The organism is Marinilabilia rubra (genome assembly GCF_003121985.1).
Taxonomy (GTDB): domain Bacteria; phylum Bacteroidota; class Bacteroidia; order Bacteroidales; family Marinilabiliaceae; genus Marinilabilia; species Marinilabilia rubra.
In genome coordinates this window covers 233,902-259,534 of sequence record NZ_QEWP01000008.1, presented here as the reverse complement: position 1 = coordinate 259,534, position 25,633 = coordinate 233,902, and the positions used below count along the sequence as shown (strand labels likewise).

The following is a 25,633-nucleotide window of genomic DNA, read 5'->3' as shown; positions in this document are numbered from 1 at the left end:
GGAAGGAACAGAATGTAGAACCAAAAAATAAAACATTTTCGAGTATCCACATATTAGAAATGATAAACCAAACCTTTGATTTTGTGAATATTCCATTGCATCAATCTGCTTAGCCTGACGGCTATGCCCCGGAGGGGGCCAACTTTTCCGATAAGTAAATTGTGAATCACCCAAAAATCAACTATATTGCTCTTATTCAATTCAAACCTAACTAAAATACTATGTCAAACTACCGCCAAATCTACTATCACCTGGTCTTTAGAACCAGAAACAGCGAGAAAGTCTTAACTCAGGAAAAGTTACCTGACCTCTATAATTACATCTGGGGAATTATCAAAGAAAAAAAAATGCAACCTGTTCCGAATCAATGGCATGGAGGAGTACCTTCATTTACTCACCGATCTTCATCCGTCCATAGCGCTGGCCGATTTTATAAGAGACATCAAAACTGCTACTTCCTTCTGGATACAAGAAAATAAGGTATTTCCCCGTTTCAACAGATGGGGAACAGGATACTGTGCCCTCACCTATTGCAATCCAATCCCCGGGACTTTCGCCCCGGGGTTATCCGGATTTACCGCTTTCAGCGACAGGGATATTCTTCTGTAAGAGGGAGGCTTTTTAGATGATCAATGTTTTTGTTCGACCCCTGATAAAGGGCTAACTGTTCCGGGTATTGTAGTGGATTATGAGATGTTGTCCTTTTTCAGAGACCAATCTTATCCTAATGTTCAACTCAGGGCAGGTATGCCCTGGGGTATCTAAATTTATTTCCCTCTCTTTTCTGCCTACCGGCAGACAGGGCGACCGGCGGGCATTCGGGGACTTTAGGAAAATCGCATTTTAAAACTACAGCCTTTTAAAAAAAGGGTTTTGCACAGAAATCCATTTCCCATGCAAAACCCTTATTTTTTTTAAATCGCTGGCGATTAATCCCAGATCCACCTATTTATTCAGAAGTACCTTTGTTTTCTTCCTGAACAAAAAAGTCCCCTTCGTCCTGCCATGGCACAAGAGGTGATTGGTAAAAATCAATACCTAAAGCTTTAAAGCGGTTTTGATGACGTCCTAAACGCTCCTTGTATTCATCCCAGGATCTGTCTTTGGAGGCAGTCCATCCCACCTCTGCATGCCCGGCAAGTCTTGGGAAGATCAAAAACTCAATATCATCCAAAGTCTCCACTGTCTCTGACCATAACGGCGCTTCAACTCCGAGAATATTTTCCTTAGTAATGCCATCCACGAGTTTCTCCGGAGACCAGTTATAGGCCTTATCCACTTCAGTTACTCCTGCCCAGGTAAGCCCAAGAACAGTGGTCGAATCATATTTCATATCCAGATAAGCATGCTTTGCAGGAGATATCAGAACCTTAGCCCCCTTCTCAACACCTAACGAGGCATTCTCCTCTTTTGACCAATACTGCACCACATCTTCTGAATTAATTTCAGCATGAGCAACTTCATCCCAGCCAATCATCGTCTTTCCATATGATTTTACAATATCCATTGCACGATTTATGAAATATACATAATCGTCTTGTTCAGTAGAATGAGATTCGTCTCCCCCGATATGGAAGTAAGGCCCGGGTGTCATTTCTGAAATCTCACGCACAACGTCGTCTACAAATTCATAAACTACCTCTTTATCAGTACAAAGGGTGCTAAATCCGACCTTCATACCGGTGTAAAGATCTGTCGCTTTTCCGTCACAGTTAAGTTCAGGATAAGAGGCGAGCGCTGCATTGGTGTGGCCCGGCATATCCACCTCCGGAACAATTGTGATATGCTTATCAGCAGCATATTGGATGATCTCTTTGTAATCTGCTTTTGTGAAGTAACCACCTTCACCTCCGCCAACTTCAGTACTTCCACCATGTTTGGTGAGATTGGGCCATGATTCGATCTCGATGCGCCACCCCTGATCATCGGTAAGATGCAAATGTAAAAAGTTCATTTTGTAAAGGGCCAGATAATCAATAAAGCGCTTAACCGTTTCAACATCAAAAAAGTGACGCGCCACATCCAGCATTGCTCCACGGTATTCATATTGCGGCCAGTCTTTAATCGTTCCTGTTGGCAACAGCAGCGGCTCCTCAAGCGCTCCGGCAGTTTCTATACCGGCAGGCAAAAGCTGTCTGAGCGTCTGAATCCCATAAAAGCTGCCTTCAGCTCCGGTTGAAGCAATTGTCACGAGTTTTTCAGTAATGTTTAATTCATAATACTCCTTTGAGGAGTTTTCTGTTTCGCTCACGTTAGAAGTTAAAAAGATATTGCCTCGCCAGGGTTTATCGTCTGTCTCCTCGATCTCCAGTTCAAATCCGGTGGCATTTCTAAGCATTTCTGCCAGATAAACGGCACTTTTCTTCAGCCCTTCATTCCCGGTTTGTACATAAATAGAAGTACCTTCATCCAGTACAAAAGTTCCGTTGGATGCAACTACTGAAACCGGCTTAGGAATCACGCTGTTTCGATGCATATCTGTAGGGGGATAAGATTCCCTGCAGGAGGTAAGGATTAAAAAAAATCCCCCTAAAAGCAGGGTTGTTAAAATGGAAATTCTCATTTTCATGGAGCGTTTTTTATTGTTTAATTATTTTTTTAGCTAACTATTGTTTCTTTGCAGTAAAATTAAATTATTATGGTGGTATTTCCCAATGCAAAAATCAATTTAGGCCTATTTATTACCGAAAAAAGGCCGGATGGCTTTCATAATATTGAAACAGCCTTCTTTCCGGTTAAAGGTTTTACAGATGTTTTAGAAGTTATTGAAAATACTGACTCCTCCAATGATGGACTAAGCACATCAGGTATTCCCACGGATGCTAAGCCTGAAGACAATCTTGTGATTAAAGCTTTAAAACTCCTCCGCAACGACCATCAAATCCCGTCATTAAAGATTCATTTACATAAAGCTATTCCTTCAGGTGCAGGCTTAGGTGGAGGATCAAGTGATGCTGCTTTTATGCTGAATTTGTTGAACCAACAATTTAAGCTTGGTATTTCTACTGAAGATTTGGAGAAGAAAGCAGCCAAGCTGGGCGCCGATTGTGCTTTTTTTATACGGAACACCCCCACCATCGCCACAGGAATTGGCAATGAATTCCAGCCTGTAACCCGGAAACCCTCTAAAACATGGATTGAATTAATCATTCCACCAATTCATCTTTCCACACCTGAAGCTTACCAAAATATCAAACCACAAAAACCGTATATTCATCTTGATAAAATTTTGACTAAAGATCCGGAAATATGGAAAGACGAATTGATTAATGATTTTGAAGAAAATGCGTTCACAAAACACACAGAACTGAGAAGTATCAAAGAGATGTTTTACAATAAAGGCGCCTTCTATTCTGCAATGTCAGGCAGTGGATCGGCAGTATTCGGACTATTCAGGAAGCAACCTGAAATTGAATGGCCGGAGAAGTATATAACCTGGTCGGGGGAAATAGAGGTTTAGGTTGAGGTTGAGGCTGAGGTTGAGGTTGAGATTGAGGTTGAGATTGAGGTTGAGATTGAGGTTGAGATTGAGGTTGAGGTTGAGATTGAGGTTGAGATTGAGGTTGAGGTTGAGGTTGAGAGATAGCTTCTCCTGTTACTCAACCTTAGCCTCTACTTAGAGTCTGTCCATAAAGTACCATTTGCGTCGTTATGCTTGCTGCCAAAATACTCATTTACCCAAGTAAACTCCGCTTTTGGCAGCTTCGCAAGCCTTGCAACTGGCACTTTCTGACCAGACACATGACTAAAAACAAATTTTACTTAGTTTATAGACAGGCACTACCTAAAACCTATAGCTTATCGTACTTGGCCACAAGCGGCATTCGGCGGCCTACACCAAATGCTTTGCCCGAAACCCTGAGAATAGGTGGTGTCTGGAAACGTTTATATTCATTGAAGTTGACAAGGCGAACCGCTTTCCTAACCACCTCTTCTTTAAATCCTTCTTCAATAATACTCTTAGGCGAATGGTTCAACTCGATATAACGAAACAACACACTGTCAAGCACATCATAATCAGGCAAGGAATCAGAGTCTTTCTGATCGGGACGCAGCTCTGCCGACGGCGGCTTTACAATGGTATTTTCAGGCACCATCTCTCCATTCCTGTTGAAATAACGGGCCAGTTTAAAAACATCTGTTTTATAAACATCGCCTAACACACTTAAACCGCCGTTCATGTCACCGTAAAGTGTTCCATACCCAACGGCCGCTTCACTTTTATTCGATGTATTGAGGAGGATATGACCAAATTTATTGGAATAAGCCATCAACAAAAGTCCGCGAATCCTGGCCTGAATATTTTCTTCAGTTACATCAGGTTCCCGATCTTCAAAAACCGGGCTTAAAGCATTTTCCACGCTCTCATAAATTTCTTTGATGGCCACGGTATTTATTTCGATACCCAGATTTTCGGCCAATTTCTCAGCATCCGTTACACTGTGTCCCGAACTGTATTGTGATGGCAGCAATACACCATGTACATTTTCCGCCCCAAGAGCTTTGACAGCCACAGCAGCCGTTACGGCCGAGTCAATACCTCCTGAAAGTCCTATCACGGCTTTCTTGAGGCCCGATTTTCGGAAATAATCCCTGACACCCAGAATAAGTCCATCATGGATCAATTCAATGGGATCCGTTTCCACCAGAGCGTTGGTTGTTTCCTGATCCACGTCATCGGTTTCCACATCTACCCATCCTTCACGGAAAGTAGGCACTTTATGAGTAATATTCCCTTCGCTGTTGACCATCATCGAACCACCATCAAAAATCAACTCGGTATTGGCACCAACCTGATTCACATATGCAACCGGCACCTTATATCCGGCAGCTTTTTTACAAACCACCTGCTTCCTGACATTTTCCTGATGGTACGAAAATGGTGAAGCCGCAATGTTAACCATGAAATCAGCCTTCAATGCAGCCAGTTTTTGCATAGGAGACAACGTGTAAAGACTATTTCTGGCAAAAGCTGCCTCTGTTGGCTGATCATCCCATAAATCCTCACAAATGGTAAGAGCAATGCGTCTTCCTTTATAGTTAACCACTCTAAAATCCTGATTGGCCTGAAAATAACGGTACTCATCAAACACATCATAGTTTGGCAGAAGCGTTTTATGGATTATTTCTTTCACCTCCCCATCTGCCAGAAACCACGCCGAATTATGAAGCTGTTTTCCACGAGCCAGAGGATTCAGGCTTGGTCCTCCGACCACAGCGGCAATGCCATTGCAATAAGTGGCAATTTCCTCAATAGACCTGATGGCTGCTTCCACAAACTCCTGTCTTGTCAACAAGTCAAGTGGTGGGTAGCCACAAATGGCCAGCTCTGAAAAAGCCACTAAATCAACACCTCTATCTTTCGCCTTTTGAATGTGATGTATTATTTTCTTACTGTTTTCTTCAAAGTTGCCTATGTGGTAGTTTAACTGTACCAGAGCCAGTTTCATAATGCTGTCTTTAAATAATTTTCAAATGGTAAGATTCAGGAATCCGGAAAAAGGGAGACTACAGATATGGAATAAGATCAACCCGTAAAGTCAAAACCCCCAGCGTCCTTAAAAAATAAACCCTATTTCAAACACCAAACGGTTAAGAACGGTTTTATCGTCGTATCCCGGCTCATCTGTTATGTCGGTAAAGCCATTGTGGTAAACCAGCCCGAACATAAGCGCATTAGTCCCACCAATGGAATACTCAATGCCAGCCCCCAGATGATAGCCCAAATCGAATATATTTATCTCATCACTGATGGAGTTGTCATCCCCATCCCTTGCTTCAATATTTATTTGCGGGGTAAGACCAAACCGCCCATAAAAGTTAGATCTTCTAAAATCATTCGATCTTAATTTCAAACCCAGAGGAATCTCAATATACCGAAGTTTGTATTCCTTATCTCCCTGGGGCGCTCCATCCGGTAAAACCTCCCCTTCCGGCAGCCCCCCGGGCGTAGTATATCTTAATTTCCCACCTGTGGTGTTAATTGTCAATCCCGTCGAAAACGCATAGTTATCGGCAAAGAAACGATCGAGCACAACCCCAAAGTTATAGCCTCCTTTGCTTCCCCGGGATTCAACCCCGTCAATATCCGGCTTTAACCATGAAAACTGAGGTTCTGCAACAAAAGACAAACGGATACTATTGGCCTCCTGTGCGTTGATAAAGGCAACTGAAGCGACCAAAAAAGTTATGGACAAAATAAATTTCTTCATAAGGTAAATTTTAAGCAGGTAAACCATTACGTATCAACCAGTGTCAAGTCAAGCATAATCTGACAGACCAAGCCTTGCTCTTTCTACCTTGCGTTTCTCAAAAAAAGGCTCACGTAGCTATGGCTATGCTTACTTTTTTGTTGATTTACACAAGGTACAATATAGCGGCGGCTTAACATACATCCTATACTTGATATGACACTAACGTAATTCAGGCTAAAATTAATATCTTAGCACATATTATTTCAACAATAAAAGACAAAGATAGATTAATTACAAATTTTCAGATAATAGTTGTGCTAAATATGAGGCTTACAGGGATTTTTTTTCTTTTTTCAATGTTTACATTTGCAGGATGCTCAATATTTGATTCATCGCCGGACGTTTCGCACATTGATGTGGACTTCGAAGTCATTCCTTTCTACGAAGACCTGTTTGCCATTGACCCTGACAGTGTAGAGGAAAATCTGGATCCTTTCAAAGCTAAATATAAAGATTATTTGACAGCCTATAGTGAAGGGGTAATTGGGGTGGGCCATCCGGATGACGATGAATACGCAGAAAATTTATCACAATTTCTGGCGTATCCACCTAATCAGGAGGTCGTTGACACCTGTCGTGAGGTTTTTGCAGACAAAGCTGCTTTGAAAAATGATTTAGGCAGGGCTTTCCGCTACTACAACTATTATTATCCCGAAAGAACTGTTCCCGATGTATATCTCCACATTTCCGGATTTAACCAATCCATGGTTGTTGATTCGGGATGGGTTTCAGTAAGTGTGGAAAAATACCTTGGCCGTGATTGTGTCTTTTACGACCGATTGGGCACCCCCATGTATCTGCGCAGCCAAATGAAACCCGAAATGGTGGTTCCTGATGTAATGAAAGCCCTTGGCATGACTGAATATGCATACAACGATTCCATTGACGACCTCATCAGCCAAATGATTTATCACGGAAAAATTCTTCAATTTGTAAAACATACCATCCCCGATATTCCTGATTCCTTACTTTTTGGGTATTCCCCCCGCGAAGTAGAGTGGTGCAAACAGAATGAAGATTTTATGTGGAGCTCCATTGTAGAATATAAGCACCTGTTCTCGACAGACCCCATGCTTATCAGAAAATATGTAGGGGAAGCGCCATTCACCAGTGTTTTTGGACAGGAGTCTCCCGGACGAACCGGGCGATATCTGGGATATCAGCTTATGCAATCATGGATAGATGAACACCCCGGCAAAAGCTTCAGGGAAATGATGCAACAAACCGATCCTCATAAGATACTGGCCAAAGCAGCTTATCGACCCTAAACGTTTCAACCATGAGTCATTCTTCAAACACAAAAGTCGGTCTTTTGCAGTTTGCTCCACAAAGGGGCAATATCTCAGCCAATATTGACAAAATTGACAACTTACTAAGCAACAGCGAAAAGGCTGATATATGGGTATTACCGGAACTGGCGTCTTCGGGATACAATTTTTCTACATTTGAAGAAGCCATGGCCTGTTCTGAAGAGCTTGATAACAGTGAATTTATCACTTTCCTTAATCAAAAAGCCCAAAGCCTCAATACCTGGATTGTATCCGGCATTAATGAAAGGGATGGTGACAAATTATACAACAGTGCTGTTTTAATTAGTCCGGACGGTTTGGAAGGAATATACCGAAAGCTGCATTTATTCAATAGAGAAAAACTCTTCTTTACTCCCGGAAATATGGGAATCCCATTATTTGACACGCCTTTTGGAAAAATCGGCATACTGGTCTGCTTCGACTGGATGTTTCCTGAAGTCTGGAGAATAATGGCATTAAAAGGCGCCCAACTGATTTGCCATCCATCCAATCTTGTTTTGCCATTTTGCCAATCTGCCATGCCGGGAATTTCGCTCAATAACCGCATTTTTATTGCCACTACCAACCGCATAGGTAAGGACGGAGATCTCGAGTTCACGGGGCAGTCGGTTTTTGTTAATCCAAAAGGAGAATATCTTTTGAATTTCACTGAGAATGAAGAGGCAGGAAAAGCATTTGAAATCAATCTAAATGAGGCGCTCGAAAAGCAAATGACGCCAATGAATGATGCCTTTGATGATAGGAGAGAGGACATTTACACACTTGGAGAAACGCCAAATACACCAAGTCTGCAACAACAGAAAAAGAGCCTTCGCAAACACATCAGAAAGCTAAAAAAGCAATATACCCTGGAAGCACTTAAAGCGATTGGTTTCGATGTCATTCATCAGCTTGAAAAAATTCCGGAATTTCAGAAGGCAAAAAAGATATTTATCTACTGGTCATTGCCCAATGAAGTGCCGACACATGAATTCATTGAGAAATGGAGGAAAGAAAAGACATTTATCCTGCCCCGAATTGTTGGTGATCATCTGGAACTAAGAGAATACACAGGTATAGAATCATTAACTTCAGAAGATTCTTTTGGCATAGAGGAGCCCACCGGCCCTGTTGCTTGCGATTTGGATATAATTGACCTGGCCATCGTGCCTGGAATTGCATTCACAGAAAATGGTTTTCGTATGGGCCGGGGTGGCGGATATTACGACCGGACGCTGCCCTTTCTGGAGCAGGCACAAAAGATAGGGCTTGCATTTCCCTTTCAAATGGTGGATAAGATTCCCATAGAAGCTCATGATATCCCGTTGGACAGAGTCATATACAAACCACTATAAAACAAAAAACCCATCTGTTAAGTGCAGACGGGTTTTTTTAAATCTTTTTGTAAAACTTATGCGGGAAGTATGGCCTCAGTAGGGCAAACATCAGCACAAGAACCACAATCGGTACACAATTCAGCATCAATTTTATAGATCTCACCTTCAGAGATAGCATCTACCGGGCACTCATCAATGCAGGTACCGCATGCAATACAATCGTCATTAATTACGTATGCCATTGTCTTTCTTTTTTAATGATTAGATGATTATTCGCAGACAAAATTATCTGCTTTTTTCTTTTAAAAAAAAAGAAACCCTTCTAAATAAGGTAATTTGTAAGTGTTTTAAATAGCATTCTATCTGAAATAAAACAGCCGGCACCTCAGGGCTACCGGCTGCTTAAGTCTTTAGCGTGAAAGCTCTTACTCCAACTCCACCATCAGGTAGTTCTTAGCAATTCCCTGCCCTTTTTCAACATGGATCTTTTTAATCTTTGCATCAAAAGGCATGTGAATTTCATTGATCATCTTCATGGCTTCGAGCAACAAAATTACCTCCCCTTCCTTCAGGCTCTGTCCTTCCTTAGCTTTAATATCTACAACAGTGCCGGGAATAACGGAGCGAAGCTCCATAGGATTGGGAACTTCATATGGCTTACGCTCTTTATATTTTCTGGTCAGTCGTGTCTTGTATTTAAGACTGTGAACCTGAAAATCGGCCAATTCTTGATTATCATCCTTCATAATTGCACATTTTTAAATTCATAATGACCGGAACACCGGTATTTTATGATTCGTCAAAGCCCCATTATTAAAATAAAATGGCTTTGAAAGGCTTTATGCCACACGGTCAAATGCCATTCTTTTGTTAAAATGGTGGTACTCCGTGCTTTTTATCAGGACGATGGTCCTCTTTGCTAACAGAAACATCAAGAGCGTGCAGCAACATCTGACGGGTTTCATCAGGCTCAATAACTGAGTCAATATACCCTTTGGCAGCAGCCACATAAGGATTAGCAAATTTCTCTTTATACTCCTGCACCTTAAGCTTACGCATTTCATCAGGATTATCGGCCTCCTCAATTTCTTTCTTGAAGATAATGTTGGCAGCACCTTCAGGTCCCATAACCGCAATCTCGGCAGTAGGCCATGCAAACATGAAGTCAGCATGCATATGCCGCGAGTTCATCGCAATGTAACCTCCGCCATAAGCTTTTCTAAGAATCACTGTTATTTTAGGCACAGTTGCTTCTGAGTAAGCGTAAAGAACTTTAGCTCCGTGACGAATTACACCTGCATGCTCCTGGTCAATACCAGGCAGATATCCGGGCATGTCTTCAAGTGTAATAATAGGAATATTGAAGGCATCACAGTAACGAATAAAACGAGCGGCTTTATCAGAGCTGTCTGTATCCAGTACTCCTGCGAGAACCAGAGGTTGGTTAGCTACAAAACCTACAGTTTCTCCGTTCATGCGCCCAAATCCGATTACAATATTGGCAGCAAACAGTTCCTGAATTTCGAAAAAGTCAGAATCATCAGCTATAGCTTTGATAACATCCCTCACATCATAAGGCTGACGCGGATCTCCGGGAATGATGTCATCAATATTCTTCTTGAACTTTGGCGGCTTCGGCGGGAAAGCCTTGGCCTTCTGCTTATTATTCCATGGAATGTAGGTAATAAGCTTTTTAATCTGGTCGAAACATTCCTGCTCACTTTCAGCAAAGAAGTGCGCATTACCGGTAATCTCGGCATGAACACGGGCACCACCAAGATCTTCCATAGAGATTTCCTCTCCCAGAACGGTCTTGATTACACTTGGTCCGGTAATAAACATCTTACTGATTTTGTCTACAGTAAACACAAAGTCAGTCAGTGCAGGCGAGTATACAGCGCCTCCGGCACATGGTCCGAGAATTACCGAAATCTGAGGAATAACGCCTGATGCAATGGTGTTTCGATAGAAGATCTCACCATATCCTGCAAGAGAGTTAACACCTTCCTGGATACGTGCACCACCAGAGTCGTTGATACCAATAAGTGGCACCCTCATTTTCAATGCATGGTCCATGATTTTGGTGATCTTACGGGCGTGCATAAGTCCCAAAGAACCACCTGCAACCGTAAAATCCTGCGCAAACACACATACCGGTGCACCATAAATGGTTCCGGTACCAATTATTACACCATCACCATGCAATTGCTTTTTGTCCATACCGAAGTCACGTGCTTCGTGCTCAACAAAAAGGTCATACTCGGTAAAAGAATCTTTGTCCAGCAAGGCCAGAATTCGCTCGCGGGCGGTCATTTTACCCATTGCAGTTTGTTTCTCAATGGCTTTTTCGCCACCTCCCTGCTGTACTCTTTCTCTCCTTTTCCGAAGGTCAAGGATGTACTTTTTTAATGACATACTCAAAAAGTTTTGGTTAATCACCTAACAATCAACCATCAATAATGAATGTGTTGATAAAATCAGGGTGCATAATTACTAAATTTACATTAAAGAGATGCATGAAAATTTGAATAATTTAACAAAAAACATCTCAAAACACTGATTAACAGCAACTAAAATTTAGACTATTTTTTTCACAGAGCAAGGCAAAGGCAAATAATATGATTATTCCCTTTATCAAAGGGATAAACGATTCAGACAATCAAAAAATCAGGTTAAATCGCACGAAAGAAAAGAATTAAAAAATGCATTATTCCTAACTCCACTATTTAAGCACGATAGTATTAAAGGGATTATTAAACACCCGGCCTTCTTCGCAATTGACAATTTGAAAATCGCTAATCAAAAGACTAAAATTTACCTCACCGCCCGAATCTCGAAGTATTTCAATACTCATTCGGTTGGCCGGCTTGTAAATTTTGCCCTTTTGACTTTTTCTGCAGGGCTATTTGGGCGCTCTGTAATATAAGAGCACACCAACGCCTGCAAACACAAAATTGGGTAACCAGGTTGCCACAACTGGAGACAAATTGCCATTAATGGCAAATGTAGTGGATATGGTCATGAACAAAATATACGAAAAACTAAGGGCAATGCCAACCCCAATATGAAGTCCCATTCCCCCCCGGGTTTTTCGTGAAGCCAGAGAAACACCTATCAATGTGAGAATAAATGCAGAAAAAGGCGAAGCAATCCGGCGGTGCTTTTCAATCAAATAAGGTTCAATATTGCCAACCCCTCTTTCGCGCTGTTCTGTGATGTAGGCATCCAGCTCAGGGTTGGTCATCGTTTCAAAAAACTTTCTTTCTTCTTTAAAATCGGCCGGTTTCATATTCACCAGGGTATCCATCTTTTCTCCTTTGGTTATTTTCATACCACCGTCTTCGAGAAAATCTCTGCGAACATAATCTTCAAAAATCCATTTTCCATCGGTACTGTCGTAAGAAACCCTTTCTGCCGTGATCTTAAATTTTAAATCTTTGCCATCAATTTTCTCCAGGCTGAAATCATCTCCCCTTTCTCTGTAACTGGAGTAACGCCTCATGTAAATAAACAAACCGGGTTCAATCTGCATATGTATGTTATTCATCCCGGTTTCCCTGATCTCTTTTACATAGGTATTTTCAAAATCAATTCTGACTTTATTGGCCGGAGGAATAATATAACCGCCCATAACATAAGAAAAAGCTGTAAGGATGGCTGCCCCCATAAAATAGGGGTACATTAATCTTTTAAAACTCACCCCGCTTGAAAGAATGGCAATAATTTCGGTATCGTAAGCCATCTTTGAGGTAAAGAAAATGACAGCAATAAAAACAAATAGCGGGGTAAACAGATTGGCAAAATACGGTATGAAATTCTGGTAATAATCAAACAAAATAGCCTCCAGTGGGGCGTTGGTCTCCAAAAAGTCATCAATTTTCTCTGCCAGATCGAACACTACAGAAATGCTTAAAATAAGCATAATGGCAAAGAAGAAAGTTCCCAGAAACTTTTTTAGTATGTAAAAATCTAATTTCCTCAAAACGACCTTATTAATGCTACAAAAGAACAAAAATTCAACTCATTATTACAAACGCCTTGCCAGTTGTTTCACCATGCCGTCTTTCCATGCTGCAAAGGTATCATTCTGAATCTGCCTTCGGGCTTCAGTAACCAACCAAAGATAAAAAGATAAGTTGTGAATAGACGCAATTTGTGGCCCCAACATCTCACGCGAAACAAACAGGTGCCGCAAGTAAGATTTGGAATATAATGTATCAAACGAACAGTGTCCGTCGGGATCAATGGGAGAAAAATCAGCTTTCCATTTCTCATTTTTTATATTGATGATTCCCCGGCTGGTAAAAAGCATACCATTTCTGCCATTACGTGTAGGCATTACGCAGTCGAACATATCCACTCCACGGCTAATGGCTTCCAGTATATTTACCGGGTTTCCCACCCCCATCAGGTAACGGGGTTTATCCTCAGGAAGAATATCGTTGACTACTTCAACCATTTCATACATCACCTCCTCGGGCTCTCCTACGGCTAGTCCGCCGATGGCATTCCCTTCCCGGTTAAAAGAAGCGATGTACTCTGCTGACTTTCTTCTAAGTTCTGGAAAGCTGCCCCCCTGAACAATGGGAAAGAAGGTTTGACTGTAATCATAAACAGGATCGGTAGAATCAAAACGTTCAATTCCACGCTTCAGCCATTTATGGGTCAACTCCATGGACTGAAACGCGTATTTAAAGTCTGAATCCCCCGGAGGGCATTCATCGAATGCCATAATAATATCTGCTCCAATAACTCTTTGTATATCTACAACATTTTCAGGCGTAAACATATGCTTCGATCCATCCAGATGAGACCGGAACTCAGCCCCCTCATGAGAGAGTTTCCGCTTATCGCTCAATGAAAACACCTGAAATCCTCCACTATCGGTCAGTATTGGCCTGTTCCAGCCGTTAAATCGATGGAGACCACCCGCCTGCTTTAAGACATCAAGCCCCGGGCGAAGGTATAAATGATAAGTATTGCCCAATATAATATGAGCCTTCACTTCCTCCTCAAGGTCTTTTACATGAATTCCTTTTACAGAACCCACAGTCCCCACAGGCATAAATACCGGGGTAGGAATCTTTCCATGATCAGTGATGATTTCCCCTGCACGGGCTGAGGTTTGATTATCTGTTTTTTCGAGTGTAAATTGCATCTGTTTTGGATTGCCCTCTATGGTAAGTCAATATAAAATTTTGCCCGGGTTATTCATGCAAATAATCCCTGATTGCCACAGCAACCAGGATTCAGCAAATACTTTTTTTAAGTTTAGCTGTAGCAAGGCCCAGTTTAAACCGAACTTTATTCATAACCAGAAAAGTTCGCAAATCGTTCAGGTTAGATTTAAAGTTGCAAAGATATAAGTCTTGACCGTTTTTACGGTAGGTTAATTGTAACGTAAGAAAAAAAATCGCACTTTTGGCCTTCATTACCAATGATAATTATGAACATTCCACAACCAAACACACTTGAAATCATCGCCTTATCCCTTATGGGATTTGTTTGGATATGGCAATTTGTGTTTCTTTTAAGAAGAATCAGACCAGTGGCCTTATACCAAACCGAAGCACCAATCTCTGAGTCGCTCCCTCCTGTATCTGTCGTCATCAGCGCACGCAATGAAGCCAAAAATCTGGAAAAGTTTTTGCCCTCAGTACTGGAACAGGATTATCCGGAGTTTCAGGTGGTGGTGGTTAATGATGGCTCCGAGGATGAAACCGACATGGTACTTGCGCGGTTTAAAGCCAAATACGATAATTTGTACTATACCACGATTGCTCCTGACAAAAAGTTTTACCATGGAAAAAAATTGCCGCTATCGTTAGGCATTAAAGCAGCCAAACACGAGCATATGGTTATGACAGATGCAGATTGCCAACCATCCTCTGAGGAGTGGTTGAGGCACATGGTATCATCGCTCATTCAGCAGGATAAAGAATTAACCCTCGGCATTGGCAATTACAAAAAAGAGAAAGGGTTAAACAATTTATGGCTTAGATATGACACTTTTACCATTGCCATGCAATATCTGGGATTTGCCCTTAGCGGCAAACCATACATGGCCACAGGCAGGAATATGGCATATACCAAAACGCTGTTTAACCGAACCAAGGGATTTAAAAAACACATCTATATTGCTTCCGGAGATGACGATCTATTTGTTCAGGAAGCTGCAACCAAATCGAACACTGCTGTTTGCCTAAACTCCAAAGCTCACACATTGAGTGTTCCGCCCCGATCGTTTAAAAAATGGAAAGAGCAAAAACAAAGGCACCTTTCAACCTCCGCTCATTACAGTACAGGCACCAAATCCCCGCTGATAATGGAACCCTTAACAAGGGAATTATTCTGGACTCTTACTGTTATTTTTATATTTTTTCCTAATTTTGCAACAATAGTATTGCCTTTTTCATTACTATTGTTGTTATTCAAATTATTATTGTGGAAAAAGGCGGCAGATAAAACCGGAATGGGAAAAATATTCTGGGGATTGTTTTTGTTTGACATTATTCAACCAATAATCCTCGGTTTTATTCATTTCGAAAATCTGACAGGGTCAAAAAAAAGGAAATGGAAATAAATCCGAACTTATCAGACAAGGCAAGGTATGACCTTGAATTGGTTGAGAAAGCTGTGGAAGGTGACCAAAAAGCTTACGCAGAGCTTATGGCGCGTTATCGCGATGCCATCTATTTCATGCTGCTCAAAATGATCAACAATAAGACGGATGCAGAGGATCTTACCATAGAAGCTTTCGGAAAAGCATTCAAAAACCTGAGTCAGTATTCTCCAAATTATGCATTTAGTACCTGGTTGTTTAAAATAGCCTCAAATAATTGCATTGACTACCTGCGCAAAAAGCGAAACAATCACGTCAGCATTGACGGGAGTTTTAGTTCAGAAGAAAAAGAAACTGAACCCCAGGTTCACCTCAAAGATGAAACCCCGGACCCTGAAGAGTTCATGATCAGGTCGCAAAAGGTAGTACTCATGCGTACAGTGGTGAAAAAATTAAAACCACGTTACCGTACACTGATTGAACTAAGATATTTCAAAGAATACTCTTACGAAGAAATATCAGATGAACTGGATCTCCCTTTGGGAACGGTTAAAGCACAACTGTTCAGGGCCCGCGAACTACTTTTCAACACACTTAAAAACTCTGAAGTCAAGAAACATTGACGTCTATTCCATTTTCAACAAAGATTTTTAACCCCGGAAATTGGTTTCGAATATTACAGAAGCCTTTTATTCAGGTATAACACATTTGCAGTGGCTTAAAAAAAATCAAGTCATTGCCCCTCACAGACAACTTGAATACCCAACATGGACATAATTCATAAATATTTCCCGAATCTCTCCCCTTTACAAAAAGAGCAGTTCAAAGCACTACAGCACCTTTACCAGGATTGGAACAGCAAAATAAATGTAATCTCCAGAAAAGACATGGACATGTTTTATACACATCATGTACTGCATTCTCTGGCAATTGCAAGATTTATAACCTTCACCCCGGGAACAAAAATCATTGATGTAGGAACCGGTGGGGGTTTTCCGGGAATCCCTCTCAGTATATTGTTTCCTGAGGTAAAATTCACCCTTTTAGATTCAATTGCTAAGAAAATAAAAGTGGTCAATGCAGTCTCCGGTGAGTTAGGCTTAAAAAACACAAAGGCAGTCCAGTCACGCTCCGAAGATTTTAAAGGGAAATTTGATTTCATTGTTAGCCGCGCAGTCACCAACCTGCCCGACTTTGTCAAACAATCACGGCACCTTGTCTCCACCAAGCCCCAAAATGCCATTCCAAATGGCATCCTTTACCTTAAAGGAGGCAACCTTGAAGCAGAGTTAAGCCCCTTTAAAAACCGGATTTTTGTCAACGAAATCAGTGAGTGGTTTGATGAACCATTTTTCGAAACCAAGAAAGTAATCCACCTTCCTTTGTGAAAATTAAAGCATAAAGTTTTTGGGAGACAAAAAAAACTTGTATTTTTGCAGTCCGAATTTCTGAAAATAAGGCATTAATAAAAACATAGCCAACGAATAGATTGCTTCAAGACCCTTTCTCTTAAGGAAAGCATTCGAAAAGGCAATTTTTCAAAAGGCTTAAACAAAAAATCAATCAAATGAAAAGGACATTTCAACCATCGAACCGTAAGAGAAGAAATAAGCATGGCTTCCGATCAAGAATGACCACAGTCAATGGACGTCGTGTATTGGCATCTCGTCGCGCCAAAGGCCGGAAAAGACTTACTGTAAGTAACGAAAAAAGGCATAAAGCATAATAGTGGAGACTCAGGTTGTTTGTCACAAACGGCCATTAGACCATTAGATATGCCATAGTAATTAAGTTCACATGTCCTTAATTGCGTCTTTTATATCAGGCAAAACCACATTATTCCTGAATGAACTTTATTCTTTCAGGAAAGGAACAAAACAAAAGCAAAGGGCCTCAAGAGGCCCTTTCTTTTTATCAACACAATTCGTTCCTTTTGTTTGGTGATTTTGTGTTATTTTTGAAGACATTCAAAAACCAGGTACGATGTCATTTTTTAAAACCATATTCAGCAAACCTTTTGGCAAACATGTGGGCATTTTATTTCTTGCAGGGTGTCTCATTATCTTCTTAGCCTTCATGGGGCTGAGACTCTATACCCGTCATGGAAACGGTTTTGAAGTCCCCGATTTCACAGGACTCACCGAAAAACAATTCAAGCCAATTGTTGATAAGAATGATCTGAGATATGCCATTGTCGATTCCATTTATGTAGACGATGTCCCTCCGGGAATTGTGATTGAGCAAACTCCGGAAGCGGGAAGCATGGTCAAAAAAAACCGCAACATCTTCTTCACCATTAACTCATGGGCCCCCGAGAAGGTGCAGATGCCGGATGTTATTGACTACAGCATCAGAAACGCAAGGGTAATGCTGGAATCATTCGGACTTAAGGTAGGCCAATTGATTTATGTGCCTTCGGAGTATACCAACCTGGTGTTAGGCCAACATTACAAAGGCAAACCCATCGAAGCCGGCAAGCCTCTCGAAAGAGGAGCAGTGATTGACCTGATAGTAGGTAAAGGTTTAAGTAACCAGACAACGGCAGTTCCTGATCTTATTGGTCTTTATTTTGATGAAGCCAGGGAGGTAAGTCAAAACCTTTCCCTAAACATAGGCGCTCAGATTTATGACACAACGGTAGTAAGCAAAGAGGATACGCTAAATGCGTTTATATGGAAACAGCGTCCTGATGAATCCAGCGACAGACAGCTCAGGCTGGGTGCTTCTATCGATATTTGGCTCACCACTGATTCCTCCTTCATTATGCCTGATTCTGCTTTAACAGATTCGGTTGACATAGAACTACAGGAGGAAATAATAATTGACAACAACGAAGACTTTGAATCGACCGAAGAGGAAGAAAAATTCTTTTAAACAAATACCATCGTTTATTTCCCGCTGGTTCGGGAAGCTTTCTAAACAGCAAAAGGCATGAAGGACGAACAAGAATTTGAAGAGACAGACGAACTGGACGAGATAATTAACGATGGCTCCGAAGAAAATGCAAGCCAAACGCTTTACGAACATTATCGTTTTGTTGCAGACGCAGGTCAAAACGCCCTTAGAATTGACAAATTTCTGGTAAACAGGATTGAAAACGCGTCCAGAAACAAAATTCAGGACGCAGCGGCTGCTGGCAGCATTCTGGTAAATGGCAACCCAGTCAAAGCCAACTATAAAGTAAAGCCGGGAGATGTTATCACCATCGAAATGGCCTGGCCGCCCCGGGAGATTGAGATCATCCCGGAAGACATTCCCCTAAACATAGTTTATGAAGATGACACACTGATTGTTGTCAACAAAGCACCCGGCATGGTGGTGCACCCAGGTTACGGTAACTACACAGGAACATTGGTCAATGCATTGGCCTGGCACCTCAAAGACCACCCCTGGTTTCAGAGCAACGACCCTCGTCCGGGATTGGTGCATCGAATTGACAAGGACACATCCGGACTACTTGTTGTTGCCAAAACTGAAGAAGCCAAAACACATCTGGCCCGTCAGTTTTTTCACAAAACAACAGCCCGCACCTATCAGGCCATTGTTTGGGGAACAATCAAAGATGATGAAGGTACTATAACCGGAAACATTGGCCGAAGCATCCGCGACCGCAAACAAATGACTGTTTATGCTGATGAATCTCATGGAAAACCCGCCGTTACGCACTTCAAAGTTTTGGAGAGATTGGGTTATGTTACTTTGGTGCAGTGCAAACTGGAGACCGGAAGAACACACCAAATCCGTGTTCATCTCAAGCACATTGGACATACACTATTCAATGATGAACGTTATGGAGGTGACCAAATTCTAAAGGGCACCACTTTCACCAAATACAAACAGTTCGTAAACAACTGTTTTAAGATACTTCCCAGACAGGCGCTGCATGCCAAAACACTGGGATTTGAACACCCCGAAACAGGGGAATTTATGGAATTTGACACCTCTCTTCCCAATGACATGGTAAAAGCCATTGAAAAATGGAAAGGTTATATTTCAGGAAGGGACATTGATTAATTCAAAATCAGGGCAATAAAACCCCCAAAGCATGAAGAACGTAGGAATCATATACGGAGGCTACTCTTCAGAACTAGTCGTTAGCCGAAAAAGTGCTGAAGGCATTCGCTCCTTCATCGATCCATCCAGATACAATGTTTTTTCAGTTCTTATCACAGACAAAAAATGGGTTGTAACCTATGACGATCAGGAAATACCAATAGATAAAAACGATTTCACATTCATTCAGGATGGAGAAAGAATCAACTTTGATTGTCTCTACATTACAATTCATGGCACACCCGGAGAGGACGGATTGCTTCAGGGCTATTTAAAAATGCTGGGCATTCCCCACACAACCAGCGATGTACTTCCTGCAGCCCTTACCTTTAACAAATTTACCTGCAATACCTATCTTAAAGGTTTTGGGGTGGCTGTTGCTGATTCTATACTTCTTAGAAAAGGCCGTGAGTACAACTCCGAAGACATTATTGGAAGAATTGGCATACCTTGTTTTGTAAAACCCAATGCAGGCGGGTCCAGCTTTGGAATTTCTAAAGTAAAAACCCCTGAAGAGTTAGCCCCGGCCTTTGATAAAGCTTTTGAAGAAAGCAACGAAGCATTGGTTGAAGGCCTGATGGAAGGCACAGAGGTAACCTGTGGCATTTACAAAACCACAGAGAAAGAAGTTGTAATGCCATTAACAGAAGTCATAAGCAAAAATGAATTCTTCGATTTTGAGGCCAAATACAATGCTGAAAAAGCCATAGAAATAACACCTGCCAGGATCTCAGACGAATTAACAGAAAAGATTCAGAAAATAACCTCACTAATCTATGACATCCTGAACTGCAAAGGCATTGTGAGGGTCGATTACATCATTACCGACAAGAAGATATTTATGCTGGAGGTAAACACAACCCCCGGCATGACCCCCACGAGCTTTATCCCCCAACAGGTGGAAGCACTTGGTATGACTATGCAGGAAGTTATAACAGATATTATTGAAGATGCGATCGAAAGGGGGTAGTCGGGTATAAGAACTCTGGGTTCTAAGTTGAGAGTTTGGAGTTTTGGGAAGTCAACATTGAACGCAGCAACGCTTATAAAAAATAACGGGTGCATCTTAAACTCTGAAGATACACCCGGGTAAAGAACACAGCCATTCAGCTGTTGGTGGGATTGATGGTCGTCCTGTTGATTACTTTCTGATTGCATAACTACTCACATTTTTTCCTGAAACTAAACTTACATAATACTTACCGGAAGGCAACGTTGAAACATCAAATTTTCCGGAATAAGTCAGTTTTTTAGGCAATGAGGATTCGAACAAGACATTCCCGCTTTCGTCTTTCAATTTCAACTTATAGTTTTCATAAGACCTGTTCAAATAACTCACAAAAAGAAAATCGCTTTTTGTCCATACTTTGGCTGCTAATTCTTCATCTTTTTCAGAAACAGCTTTTTTGCTTTTCAGTTTTCCGCCTGAAACCACAAACTCATCTTCAAGAAAAGTTTTGTTTCCGCTTTTCAATACAGCTATGTACTTTCCGTCACTCAGCTCTGAAAAGTCAAACAACTTATTGAAATGAGCACTGCTACCTACTTTTCCACTCGAATAAACCAGGTCACCATTTGTTGCTTTAATCTCGACAGAGAAATCAACTAATTCTTCGTTCAACGCAGATACTAATGCATAGTTAGTATCCAAATAAGGATAAACAGTAATTTTCCCTTTGGCAAAAGCTGAAGAAACTCCTGCAACCATTAGCACGGATAGTGCTACTACTGATAAAAACTTTTTTGCTTTCATAGTTGAAAATTTTTAAGTAAAACTTTAGTTCTTGTGCCTTTTTGTAAGAACACACTGCAAACATAAACCGGTTTGAAGCAGTCACCAAATTTTACGATAAAAAAGTCCTTTATTTTACAAATTCTTAACCATACCCCTATTTTTGGAGCATCGAATAAACATTTAACTATATTTATTTCACATACAATTAATTTTTGACAGACTAATTGGGATCACGAAAGCATTTTTGACAATACCACCCCTTTTTCACCAAACATGGTAATAAAATATTAAAACAGCAGTTCATTACTTGCAGTGGAAACATTTTTTTGTTAAAAAGCAACAAGTGTCACAAAACCATTCACAAGGCTGGTGATTTTAAATTTTTAAGTAGAAAAGCATTCTCTCAAAACAACAAAAAACCGTGAGCATTTACTTTTTTTAAGTTAACAGATGTTTTGCTTTCCTCCTAAAAAGTCCCGCTTATTCGGGAAACACGGGCCAAAACCATTTAGAAATCAGAATTCGCCGACCGTTAACAGTAATTTTAGACGAATATAATTTTGTAAAAGCATTATCCGTTTTTCTTTCAAATGGATCAATAATACATTAGTTTTGACGTTTATAAATTAAAACACAATAAGGATAATCAAAATGACAAAAACGATTCTGGCACTTACTCTGGGTTTAACCATTGCTTTATGGTCCTGTAAAACCAGCTCTGACCAAAAGAAGCCACAACAAGAAAGCAAAACAGAACCAACACAAAACTCTCAGCCTGATCCGGGTGTCCCCATCCACCAGGCTGCGTTTGAAGGAAACGTTGAAGCATTAGAGAAAAGTTTAAATTCGAACACTGAGGCAGATTTACTTAACGGTGATGGACACACCCCATTGATGCTGGCTGCTTTTAATGGTCATACCGATGCTGTAAAATTATTAATAGAAAAAGGAGCCTCAATAAACATATCTGATCAAAAGGGTTTAACACCGCTTCACTTTGCAGCTTCAGGCCCATATCCCACAACCGTTGAATCCTTACTCGAAAAAGGAAGTGATATCAACGCCATCGACAGTATTGAGCATTTTACCCCACTGATGTATGCAGCTGCCGAGGGGAATACGGAAGTTGTAAAAGTATTGATCAAACACGGTGCTGACAAAAGCCTTACAGACATTGACGGAGATAATGCTGCTGCTTTTGCCAGTCAAAATGGCCATACCGCCATTGCCGAATTATTGAAATAAGCCTTTACAGGAAATTTTAATCACAAAAAAAAGCCCGGAACTGAAAATGAGCCCCGGGCTTTTTTATATTTTAATTATCCTGATAATTTTCAAGCGGTTCGCAGGTGCAAACTAAATTTCGATCGCCATATGCATCATCTACCCGAGCAATGGCAGGCCAAAATTTATTTTCGCGCACCCAGGCTAAAGGGAATGCTGCTTTCTCCCGGCCATAAGGGCGTTCCCAGGCATCCGTAACAACAACATAATCCGGATGGGGAGCATTTTTCAACACATTATCAGCTTTATCAGCAATACCTGCTTCCACCTCTTTTATTTCGGCATAAATAGCCTTCAATGCATCTAAAAAACGATCCATCTCCTCTTTAGATTCACTTTCCGTAGGCTCAATCATCAAAGTTCCATGAACCGGGAAAGACACTGTTGGTGCATGATAACCATAATCGATCAAACGCTTGGCAATATCTATTTCACTAATTCCGGTAGCGGCTTTAAGTTTCCGGCATTCAAGAATCATCTCGTGGCCTACACGTCCACTCTCTCCGGTATATAAAATACCATAATCATCCTTGAGCTCAACGGCCAGGTAATTAGCGTTCAGGATAGCAACCTGAGTGGCTTTCTTCAAGCCCCCTGCACCCATCATTTTTATGTAGCCATAAGTAATAGGCAGAACACCGGGACTACCCCAGGGAGCAGCTGCGACGGCAGAAATACCATCACGCATATTATCAATCACGGCATGTCCGGGCAGGAATACTGCAAGATGCGATGCCACAGCAATAGGCCCGACACCCGGCCCTCCGCCACCGTGAGGGATGGAAAAAGTTTTATGAAGATTAAGATGGCAAACATCAGCACCAATAAGTCCGGGACTGGTAATACCTACCTGAGCATTCATATTGGCACCATCCATGTAAACCTGGCCACCATGGTGATGAATAACATTGCACAACTCCTTTATGGATGATTCAAAAACACCATGAGTAGAAGGATAGGTAACCATAATGCAGGAAAGCTCTTTACTATGCTTTTCAGCTTTCTCACGAAGATCATTCATGTCAATATTACCCATCTCATCACACTTTACGACAACGACCTTCATCCCCGCCATTACAGCACTTGCCGGATTGGTTCCATGAGCCGAAGAGGGAATCAGGGCAACATTTCGATGGCCTTCATTTCTGCTTTGGTGGTATGTACGAATAACCATCAACCCTGCATACTCTCCCGCAGCTCCTGAATTAGGCTGAAGGCTGACATCTGCCAATCCTGTAATTTCGGCAAGATCTGCCCTTAGTTCATCCATCATTTCATGATAACCTCTTGCCTGGTCAACCGGAACAAATGGATGGATAGAGGTAAATTCAGGCCATGTAAGCGAAAACAACTCTGATGCGGCATTAAGTTTCATCGTGCATGAACCCAATGAAATCATTGAGTGGGCAAGAGATATATCTTTGCGCTCCAGACGCTTGATGTAGCGCATCATCTCCGTTTCGGAACGGCAGTTGTTAAAAACCTCCTGTTCCATAAACTTAGATTTCCGCTTCATTTCCGCAGGAATACCTTCGTTCCCTTTTATATCATGAATGTTGACACTTGTTTGATCAGCAACATGCAGCAAAATATCTATTAAATCCTGAACATCTTCTTCAGAAGTGGTTTCATCGATACTGATTCCGATCAGGGTTGAGTCTTCAAAATACCGAAGATTAATACCCTTCTCCAACATCATCGCCCTCAATTCGTCAACTACTATCGATTCCGGAAGCTTAAATCGCAAAGTGTCGAAATATGTTTTATTGAGAGCTTTGAATCCTTTACTATCAAGAGCCTCATTTAAACGAGTGGCCAATCCGTGAATTTTAGAAGCAATCTCTTTAAGTCCGTCAGCCCCATGCCATACTCCATAAAAACCGGCCATAGTTGCCAATAAGGCCTGGGCTGTACAAATATTTGAGGTCGCCCTTTCTCTTTTTATATGCTGTTCACGCGTCTGAAGTGCCATTCTTAAAGCCGGTTTTCCGGTGGCATCTTTTGAAACACCGATAATACGTCCCGGCATATGTCTTTTAAACTCCTCTCCTGCTGCAAAGAAAGCGGCATGTGGTCCTCCATAGTAAAGGGGAACGCCAAATCTTTGCGAGGACCCGAAGACAATATCTGCCCCCCATTCTCCGGGAGGTGAAATTATTGAAAGCGACAGCAGATCAGCGCCAACAGCTAATTTTCCACCTGCATTGTGGACCTCACCTGCAAAGGCACTAAAGTCCCGAATCTCCCCGTTTGCATCAGGAAATTGCACAATGGCACCAAAATGCTTTTCAGAATCAAAAGAATCTTTGCCAGCTTCTCCAAATTCAAGATTAATACCCAACGGAGTGGCACGAGTCTCCAGAACAGTTTTTGTTTGCGGCCAGACGACAGCATCTACAAAACAAGTGTTGACCCCCGCTTTCGCCTGACTTCTGCTTCGGGTATTGAACATCATAATCATGGCTTCAGCGGCAGCAGTGGCCTCATCCAAAAGGGATGCATTGGCCAGTGCCATACCTGTAAGTTCGGAAACCATTGTTTGAAAATTCAACAAAGCTTCCAATCGGCCTTGAGAAATTTCGGCCTGATAAGGAGTGTAGGAGGTATACCATACAGGATTCTCCAGAACATTTCGGATAATGACTGAAGGACTTATGGTATCATAATACCCCATCCCGATATAAGTCTTAAACACTTTGTTCTTGGAGGCTATGCCCCTTATTCTCTGCATGTATTCCTGCTCCGAAAGGGCCGGAGAAAGATTCAACTCTTCCTTTAGTCTGATACCATCAGGAACAGCCTGGTAAATAAGATCATCAAGAGATGTAGCACCAATCTTTTCAAGCATCAGATCCACCTCGGTGGCACACGGACCAATGTGCCGGTCTGCAAATTGACTCATATCGTAATAGTTGGATAATAAAAAAACATTAATAAGTATCACCCTGCTTGACCGATCCTAATACAATCGATCAAAAAAATGTAAGATTTTCTCCTTGTATCAAAGATGAAAAACTAAAATTATCTATTTCGTCCCGATGTTTCGGGATAAGAAAAGCGTTTGTTTATTTAATTCCAACCGCTCAACTTAAGATGTACCAAAAGAACTAATTTTATAG

At 41.5% G+C, this 25,633-nt stretch carries 22 protein-coding genes; 12 read left to right on the top strand and 10 right to left on the bottom strand.

Going from position 1 to position 25,633, the window contains the following annotated elements; translation table 11 throughout:
* Nucleotides 1–303: 303 nt before the first annotated feature.
* Nucleotides 304–609, top strand: a complete 306-nt coding sequence (locus DDZ16_RS12000; RefSeq protein ID WP_109264712.1) for a transposase — start codon at nucleotides 304–306, stop codon at nucleotides 607–609.
* A 340-nt stretch (nucleotides 610–949) separates the two neighbouring features.
* Here the strand turns inward: DDZ16_RS12000 and DDZ16_RS11995 are convergent, their stop codons facing one another.
* Nucleotides 950–2,569 (bottom strand): beta-N-acetylhexosaminidase, encoded by a 1,620-nt coding sequence (locus DDZ16_RS11995; RefSeq protein WP_109264711.1) that lies wholly within the window; start codon nucleotides 2,567–2,569, stop codon nucleotides 950–952.
* A gap of 69 nt (nucleotides 2,570–2,638) precedes the next feature.
* Here DDZ16_RS11995 and ispE point away from each other — a divergent pair, with 69 nt between their 5' ends.
* Entirely contained in the window at nucleotides 2,639–3,460 is an 822-nt protein-coding gene (gene ispE / locus DDZ16_RS11990; RefSeq protein ID WP_198416706.1) for a 4-(cytidine 5'-diphospho)-2-C-methyl-D-erythritol kinase, read from the top strand.
* 331 nt (nucleotides 3,461–3,791) lie between these two features.
* Here ispE and DDZ16_RS11985 read toward each other — a convergent pair whose 3' ends face one another.
* Entirely contained in the window at nucleotides 3,792–5,450 is a 1,659-nt protein-coding gene (locus DDZ16_RS11985) for an NAD+ synthase (protein ID WP_109264710.1), read from the bottom strand.
* A 108-nt stretch (nucleotides 5,451–5,558) separates the two neighbouring features.
* Nucleotides 5,559–6,212, bottom strand: a complete 654-nt coding sequence (locus tag DDZ16_RS11980) for a porin family protein (protein ID WP_109264709.1) — start codon at nucleotides 6,210–6,212, stop codon at nucleotides 5,559–5,561.
* A 305-nt stretch (nucleotides 6,213–6,517) separates the two neighbouring features.
* On the opposite strand from DDZ16_RS11980, the gene gldB reads away from it, so the two are divergent.
* Complete coding sequence (gldB, locus tag DDZ16_RS11975; RefSeq protein ID WP_109264708.1) at nucleotides 6,518–7,522, top strand: gliding motility lipoprotein GldB; 1,005 nt, start codon at nucleotides 6,518–6,520, stop codon at nucleotides 7,520–7,522.
* A gap of 11 nt (nucleotides 7,523–7,533) precedes the next feature.
* Nucleotides 7,534–8,898: a 5-formyltetrahydrofolate cyclo-ligase gene (locus DDZ16_RS11970; RefSeq protein WP_109264707.1), complete on the top strand. Its 1,365-nt coding sequence runs from the start codon at nucleotides 7,534–7,536 to the stop codon at nucleotides 8,896–8,898.
* Nucleotides 8,899–8,954: 56 nt separating this feature from the next.
* Here the strand turns inward: DDZ16_RS11970 and DDZ16_RS11965 are convergent, their stop codons facing one another.
* From DDZ16_RS11965 to tgt, 5 genes are all read right to left on the bottom strand, one after another.
* Nucleotides 8,955–9,122 carry a DUF362 domain-containing protein gene (locus DDZ16_RS11965; RefSeq protein WP_109264706.1) on the bottom strand — a complete coding sequence of 56 codons (168 nt, stop codon included), beginning with the start codon at nucleotides 9,120–9,122 and terminating at the stop codon, nucleotides 8,955–8,957.
* A gap of 183 nt (nucleotides 9,123–9,305) precedes the next feature.
* Nucleotides 9,306–9,626, bottom strand: coding sequence for an acetyl-CoA carboxylase biotin carboxyl carrier protein subunit (locus DDZ16_RS11960; RefSeq protein WP_109264705.1), 321 nt, complete (start codon nucleotides 9,624–9,626; stop codon nucleotides 9,306–9,308).
* A 124-nt stretch (nucleotides 9,627–9,750) separates the two neighbouring features.
* Nucleotides 9,751–11,295 carry an acyl-CoA carboxylase subunit beta gene (locus tag DDZ16_RS11955; protein ID WP_109264704.1) on the bottom strand — a complete coding sequence of 515 codons (1,545 nt, stop codon included), beginning with the start codon at nucleotides 11,293–11,295 and terminating at the stop codon, nucleotides 9,751–9,753.
* A 487-nt stretch (nucleotides 11,296–11,782) separates the two neighbouring features.
* Complete coding sequence (locus tag DDZ16_RS11950; protein WP_109264703.1) at nucleotides 11,783–12,862, bottom strand: LptF/LptG family permease; 1,080 nt, start codon at nucleotides 12,860–12,862, stop codon at nucleotides 11,783–11,785.
* A 45-nt stretch (nucleotides 12,863–12,907) separates the two neighbouring features.
* A complete protein-coding gene (gene tgt / locus DDZ16_RS11945; protein ID WP_109264702.1) occupies nucleotides 12,908–14,038 on the bottom strand; it encodes a tRNA guanosine(34) transglycosylase Tgt in 1,131 nt (376 codons plus the stop codon).
* Nucleotides 14,039–14,326: 288 nt separating this feature from the next.
* On the opposite strand from tgt, the gene DDZ16_RS11940 reads away from it, so the two are divergent.
* From DDZ16_RS11940 to DDZ16_RS11910, 7 genes are all read left to right on the top strand, one after another.
* Nucleotides 14,327–15,463, top strand: coding sequence for a glycosyltransferase (locus DDZ16_RS11940; RefSeq protein ID WP_109264724.1), 1,137 nt, complete (start codon nucleotides 14,327–14,329; stop codon nucleotides 15,461–15,463).
* A complete protein-coding gene (locus tag DDZ16_RS11935) occupies nucleotides 15,454–16,065 on the top strand; it encodes an RNA polymerase sigma factor (RefSeq protein ID WP_109264701.1) in 612 nt (203 codons plus the stop codon). The genes DDZ16_RS11940 and DDZ16_RS11935 overlap by 10 nt, the downstream gene beginning before the upstream one ends.
* 144 nt (nucleotides 16,066–16,209) lie before the next feature.
* Nucleotides 16,210–16,830, top strand: a complete 621-nt coding sequence (rsmG, locus tag DDZ16_RS11930; RefSeq protein WP_109264700.1) for a 16S rRNA (guanine(527)-N(7))-methyltransferase RsmG — start codon at nucleotides 16,210–16,212, stop codon at nucleotides 16,828–16,830.
* A 179-nt stretch (nucleotides 16,831–17,009) separates the two neighbouring features.
* On the top strand, nucleotides 17,010–17,168 hold the full coding sequence (gene rpmH / locus DDZ16_RS11925) for a 50S ribosomal protein L34 (RefSeq protein WP_109264699.1): 159 nt from the start codon (nucleotides 17,010–17,012) through the stop codon (nucleotides 17,166–17,168).
* 257 nt (nucleotides 17,169–17,425) lie between these two features.
* Complete coding sequence (locus tag DDZ16_RS11920) at nucleotides 17,426–18,316, top strand: PASTA domain-containing protein (RefSeq protein WP_109264698.1); 891 nt, start codon at nucleotides 17,426–17,428, stop codon at nucleotides 18,314–18,316.
* 57 nt (nucleotides 18,317–18,373) lie between these two features.
* On the top strand, nucleotides 18,374–19,456 hold the full coding sequence (locus DDZ16_RS11915) for an RluA family pseudouridine synthase (RefSeq protein WP_109264697.1): 1,083 nt from the start codon (nucleotides 18,374–18,376) through the stop codon (nucleotides 19,454–19,456).
* A gap of 31 nt (nucleotides 19,457–19,487) precedes the next feature.
* On the top strand, nucleotides 19,488–20,465 hold the full coding sequence (locus DDZ16_RS11910; protein WP_109264696.1) for a D-alanine--D-alanine ligase: 978 nt from the start codon (nucleotides 19,488–19,490) through the stop codon (nucleotides 20,463–20,465).
* Nucleotides 20,466–20,636: 171 nt separating this feature from the next.
* Here the strand turns inward: DDZ16_RS11910 and DDZ16_RS11905 are convergent, their stop codons facing one another.
* Nucleotides 20,637–21,248, bottom strand: coding sequence for a T9SS type A sorting domain-containing protein (locus DDZ16_RS11905; protein ID WP_109264695.1), 612 nt, complete (start codon nucleotides 21,246–21,248; stop codon nucleotides 20,637–20,639).
* 633 nt (nucleotides 21,249–21,881) lie between these two features.
* On the opposite strand from DDZ16_RS11905, the gene DDZ16_RS11900 reads away from it, so the two are divergent.
* Entirely contained in the window at nucleotides 21,882–22,475 is a 594-nt protein-coding gene (locus DDZ16_RS11900; protein WP_109264694.1) for an ankyrin repeat domain-containing protein, read from the top strand.
* A gap of 70 nt (nucleotides 22,476–22,545) precedes the next feature.
* Here the strand turns inward: DDZ16_RS11900 and gcvP are convergent, their stop codons facing one another.
* Nucleotides 22,546–25,416 carry an aminomethyl-transferring glycine dehydrogenase gene (gcvP, locus tag DDZ16_RS11895; protein ID WP_109264693.1) on the bottom strand — a complete coding sequence of 957 codons (2,871 nt, stop codon included), beginning with the start codon at nucleotides 25,414–25,416 and terminating at the stop codon, nucleotides 22,546–22,548.
* Between the last annotated feature and the right edge of the window lie 217 nt (nucleotides 25,417–25,633).

Excerpts from the sequence above, each read along its gene's own strand:
- tgt (WP_109264702.1), bottom strand. The coding sequence starts at position 14,038 with ATGCAATTTACACTCGAAAAAACAGATAATCAAACCTCAGCCCGTGCA.
- rsmG (WP_109264700.1), top strand. The coding sequence starts at position 16,210 with ATGGACATAATTCATAAATATTTCCCGAATCTCTCCCCTTTACAAAAA.
- DDZ16_RS11940 (WP_109264724.1), top strand. The coding sequence starts at position 14,327 with ATGAACATTCCACAACCAAACACACTTGAAATCATCGCCTTATCCCTT.
- DDZ16_RS11955 (WP_109264704.1), bottom strand. The coding sequence starts at position 11,295 with ATGTCATTAAAAAAGTACATCCTTGACCTTCGGAAAAGGAGAGAAAGA.
- DDZ16_RS11915 (WP_109264697.1), top strand. The coding sequence starts at position 18,374 with ATGAAGGACGAACAAGAATTTGAAGAGACAGACGAACTGGACGAGATA.
- DDZ16_RS11970 (WP_109264707.1), top strand. The coding sequence starts at position 7,534 with ATGAGTCATTCTTCAAACACAAAAGTCGGTCTTTTGCAGTTTGCTCCA.
- DDZ16_RS11980 (WP_109264709.1), bottom strand. The coding sequence starts at position 6,212 with ATGAAGAAATTTATTTTGTCCATAACTTTTTTGGTCGCTTCAGTTGCC.
- DDZ16_RS11900 (WP_109264694.1), top strand. The coding sequence starts at position 21,882 with ATGACAAAAACGATTCTGGCACTTACTCTGGGTTTAACCATTGCTTTA.
- DDZ16_RS11935 (WP_109264701.1), top strand. The coding sequence starts at position 15,454 with ATGGAAATAAATCCGAACTTATCAGACAAGGCAAGGTATGACCTTGAA.
- DDZ16_RS11905 (WP_109264695.1), bottom strand. The coding sequence starts at position 21,248 with ATGAAAGCAAAAAAGTTTTTATCAGTAGTAGCACTATCCGTGCTAATG.
- rpmH (WP_109264699.1), top strand. The coding sequence starts at position 17,010 with ATGAAAAGGACATTTCAACCATCGAACCGTAAGAGAAGAAATAAGCAT.
- DDZ16_RS11965 (WP_109264706.1), bottom strand. The coding sequence starts at position 9,122 with ATGGCATACGTAATTAATGACGATTGTATTGCATGCGGTACCTGCATT.
- DDZ16_RS11995 (WP_109264711.1), bottom strand. The coding sequence starts at position 2,569 with ATGAAAATGAGAATTTCCATTTTAACAACCCTGCTTTTAGGGGGATTT.
- DDZ16_RS11910 (WP_109264696.1), top strand. The coding sequence starts at position 19,488 with ATGAAGAACGTAGGAATCATATACGGAGGCTACTCTTCAGAACTAGTC.
- DDZ16_RS11960 (WP_109264705.1), bottom strand. The coding sequence starts at position 9,626 with ATGAAGGATGATAATCAAGAATTGGCCGATTTTCAGGTTCACAGTCTT.
- DDZ16_RS11920 (WP_109264698.1), top strand. The coding sequence starts at position 17,426 with ATGTCATTTTTTAAAACCATATTCAGCAAACCTTTTGGCAAACATGTG.
- gcvP (WP_109264693.1), bottom strand. The coding sequence starts at position 25,416 with ATGAGTCAATTTGCAGACCGGCACATTGGTCCGTGTGCCACCGAGGTG.
- ispE (WP_198416706.1), top strand. The coding sequence starts at position 2,639 with ATGGTGGTATTTCCCAATGCAAAAATCAATTTAGGCCTATTTATTACC.
- DDZ16_RS11985 (WP_109264710.1), bottom strand. The coding sequence starts at position 5,450 with ATGAAACTGGCTCTGGTACAGTTAAACTACCACATAGGCAACTTTGAA.
- gldB (WP_109264708.1), top strand. The coding sequence starts at position 6,518 with ATGAGGCTTACAGGGATTTTTTTTCTTTTTTCAATGTTTACATTTGCA.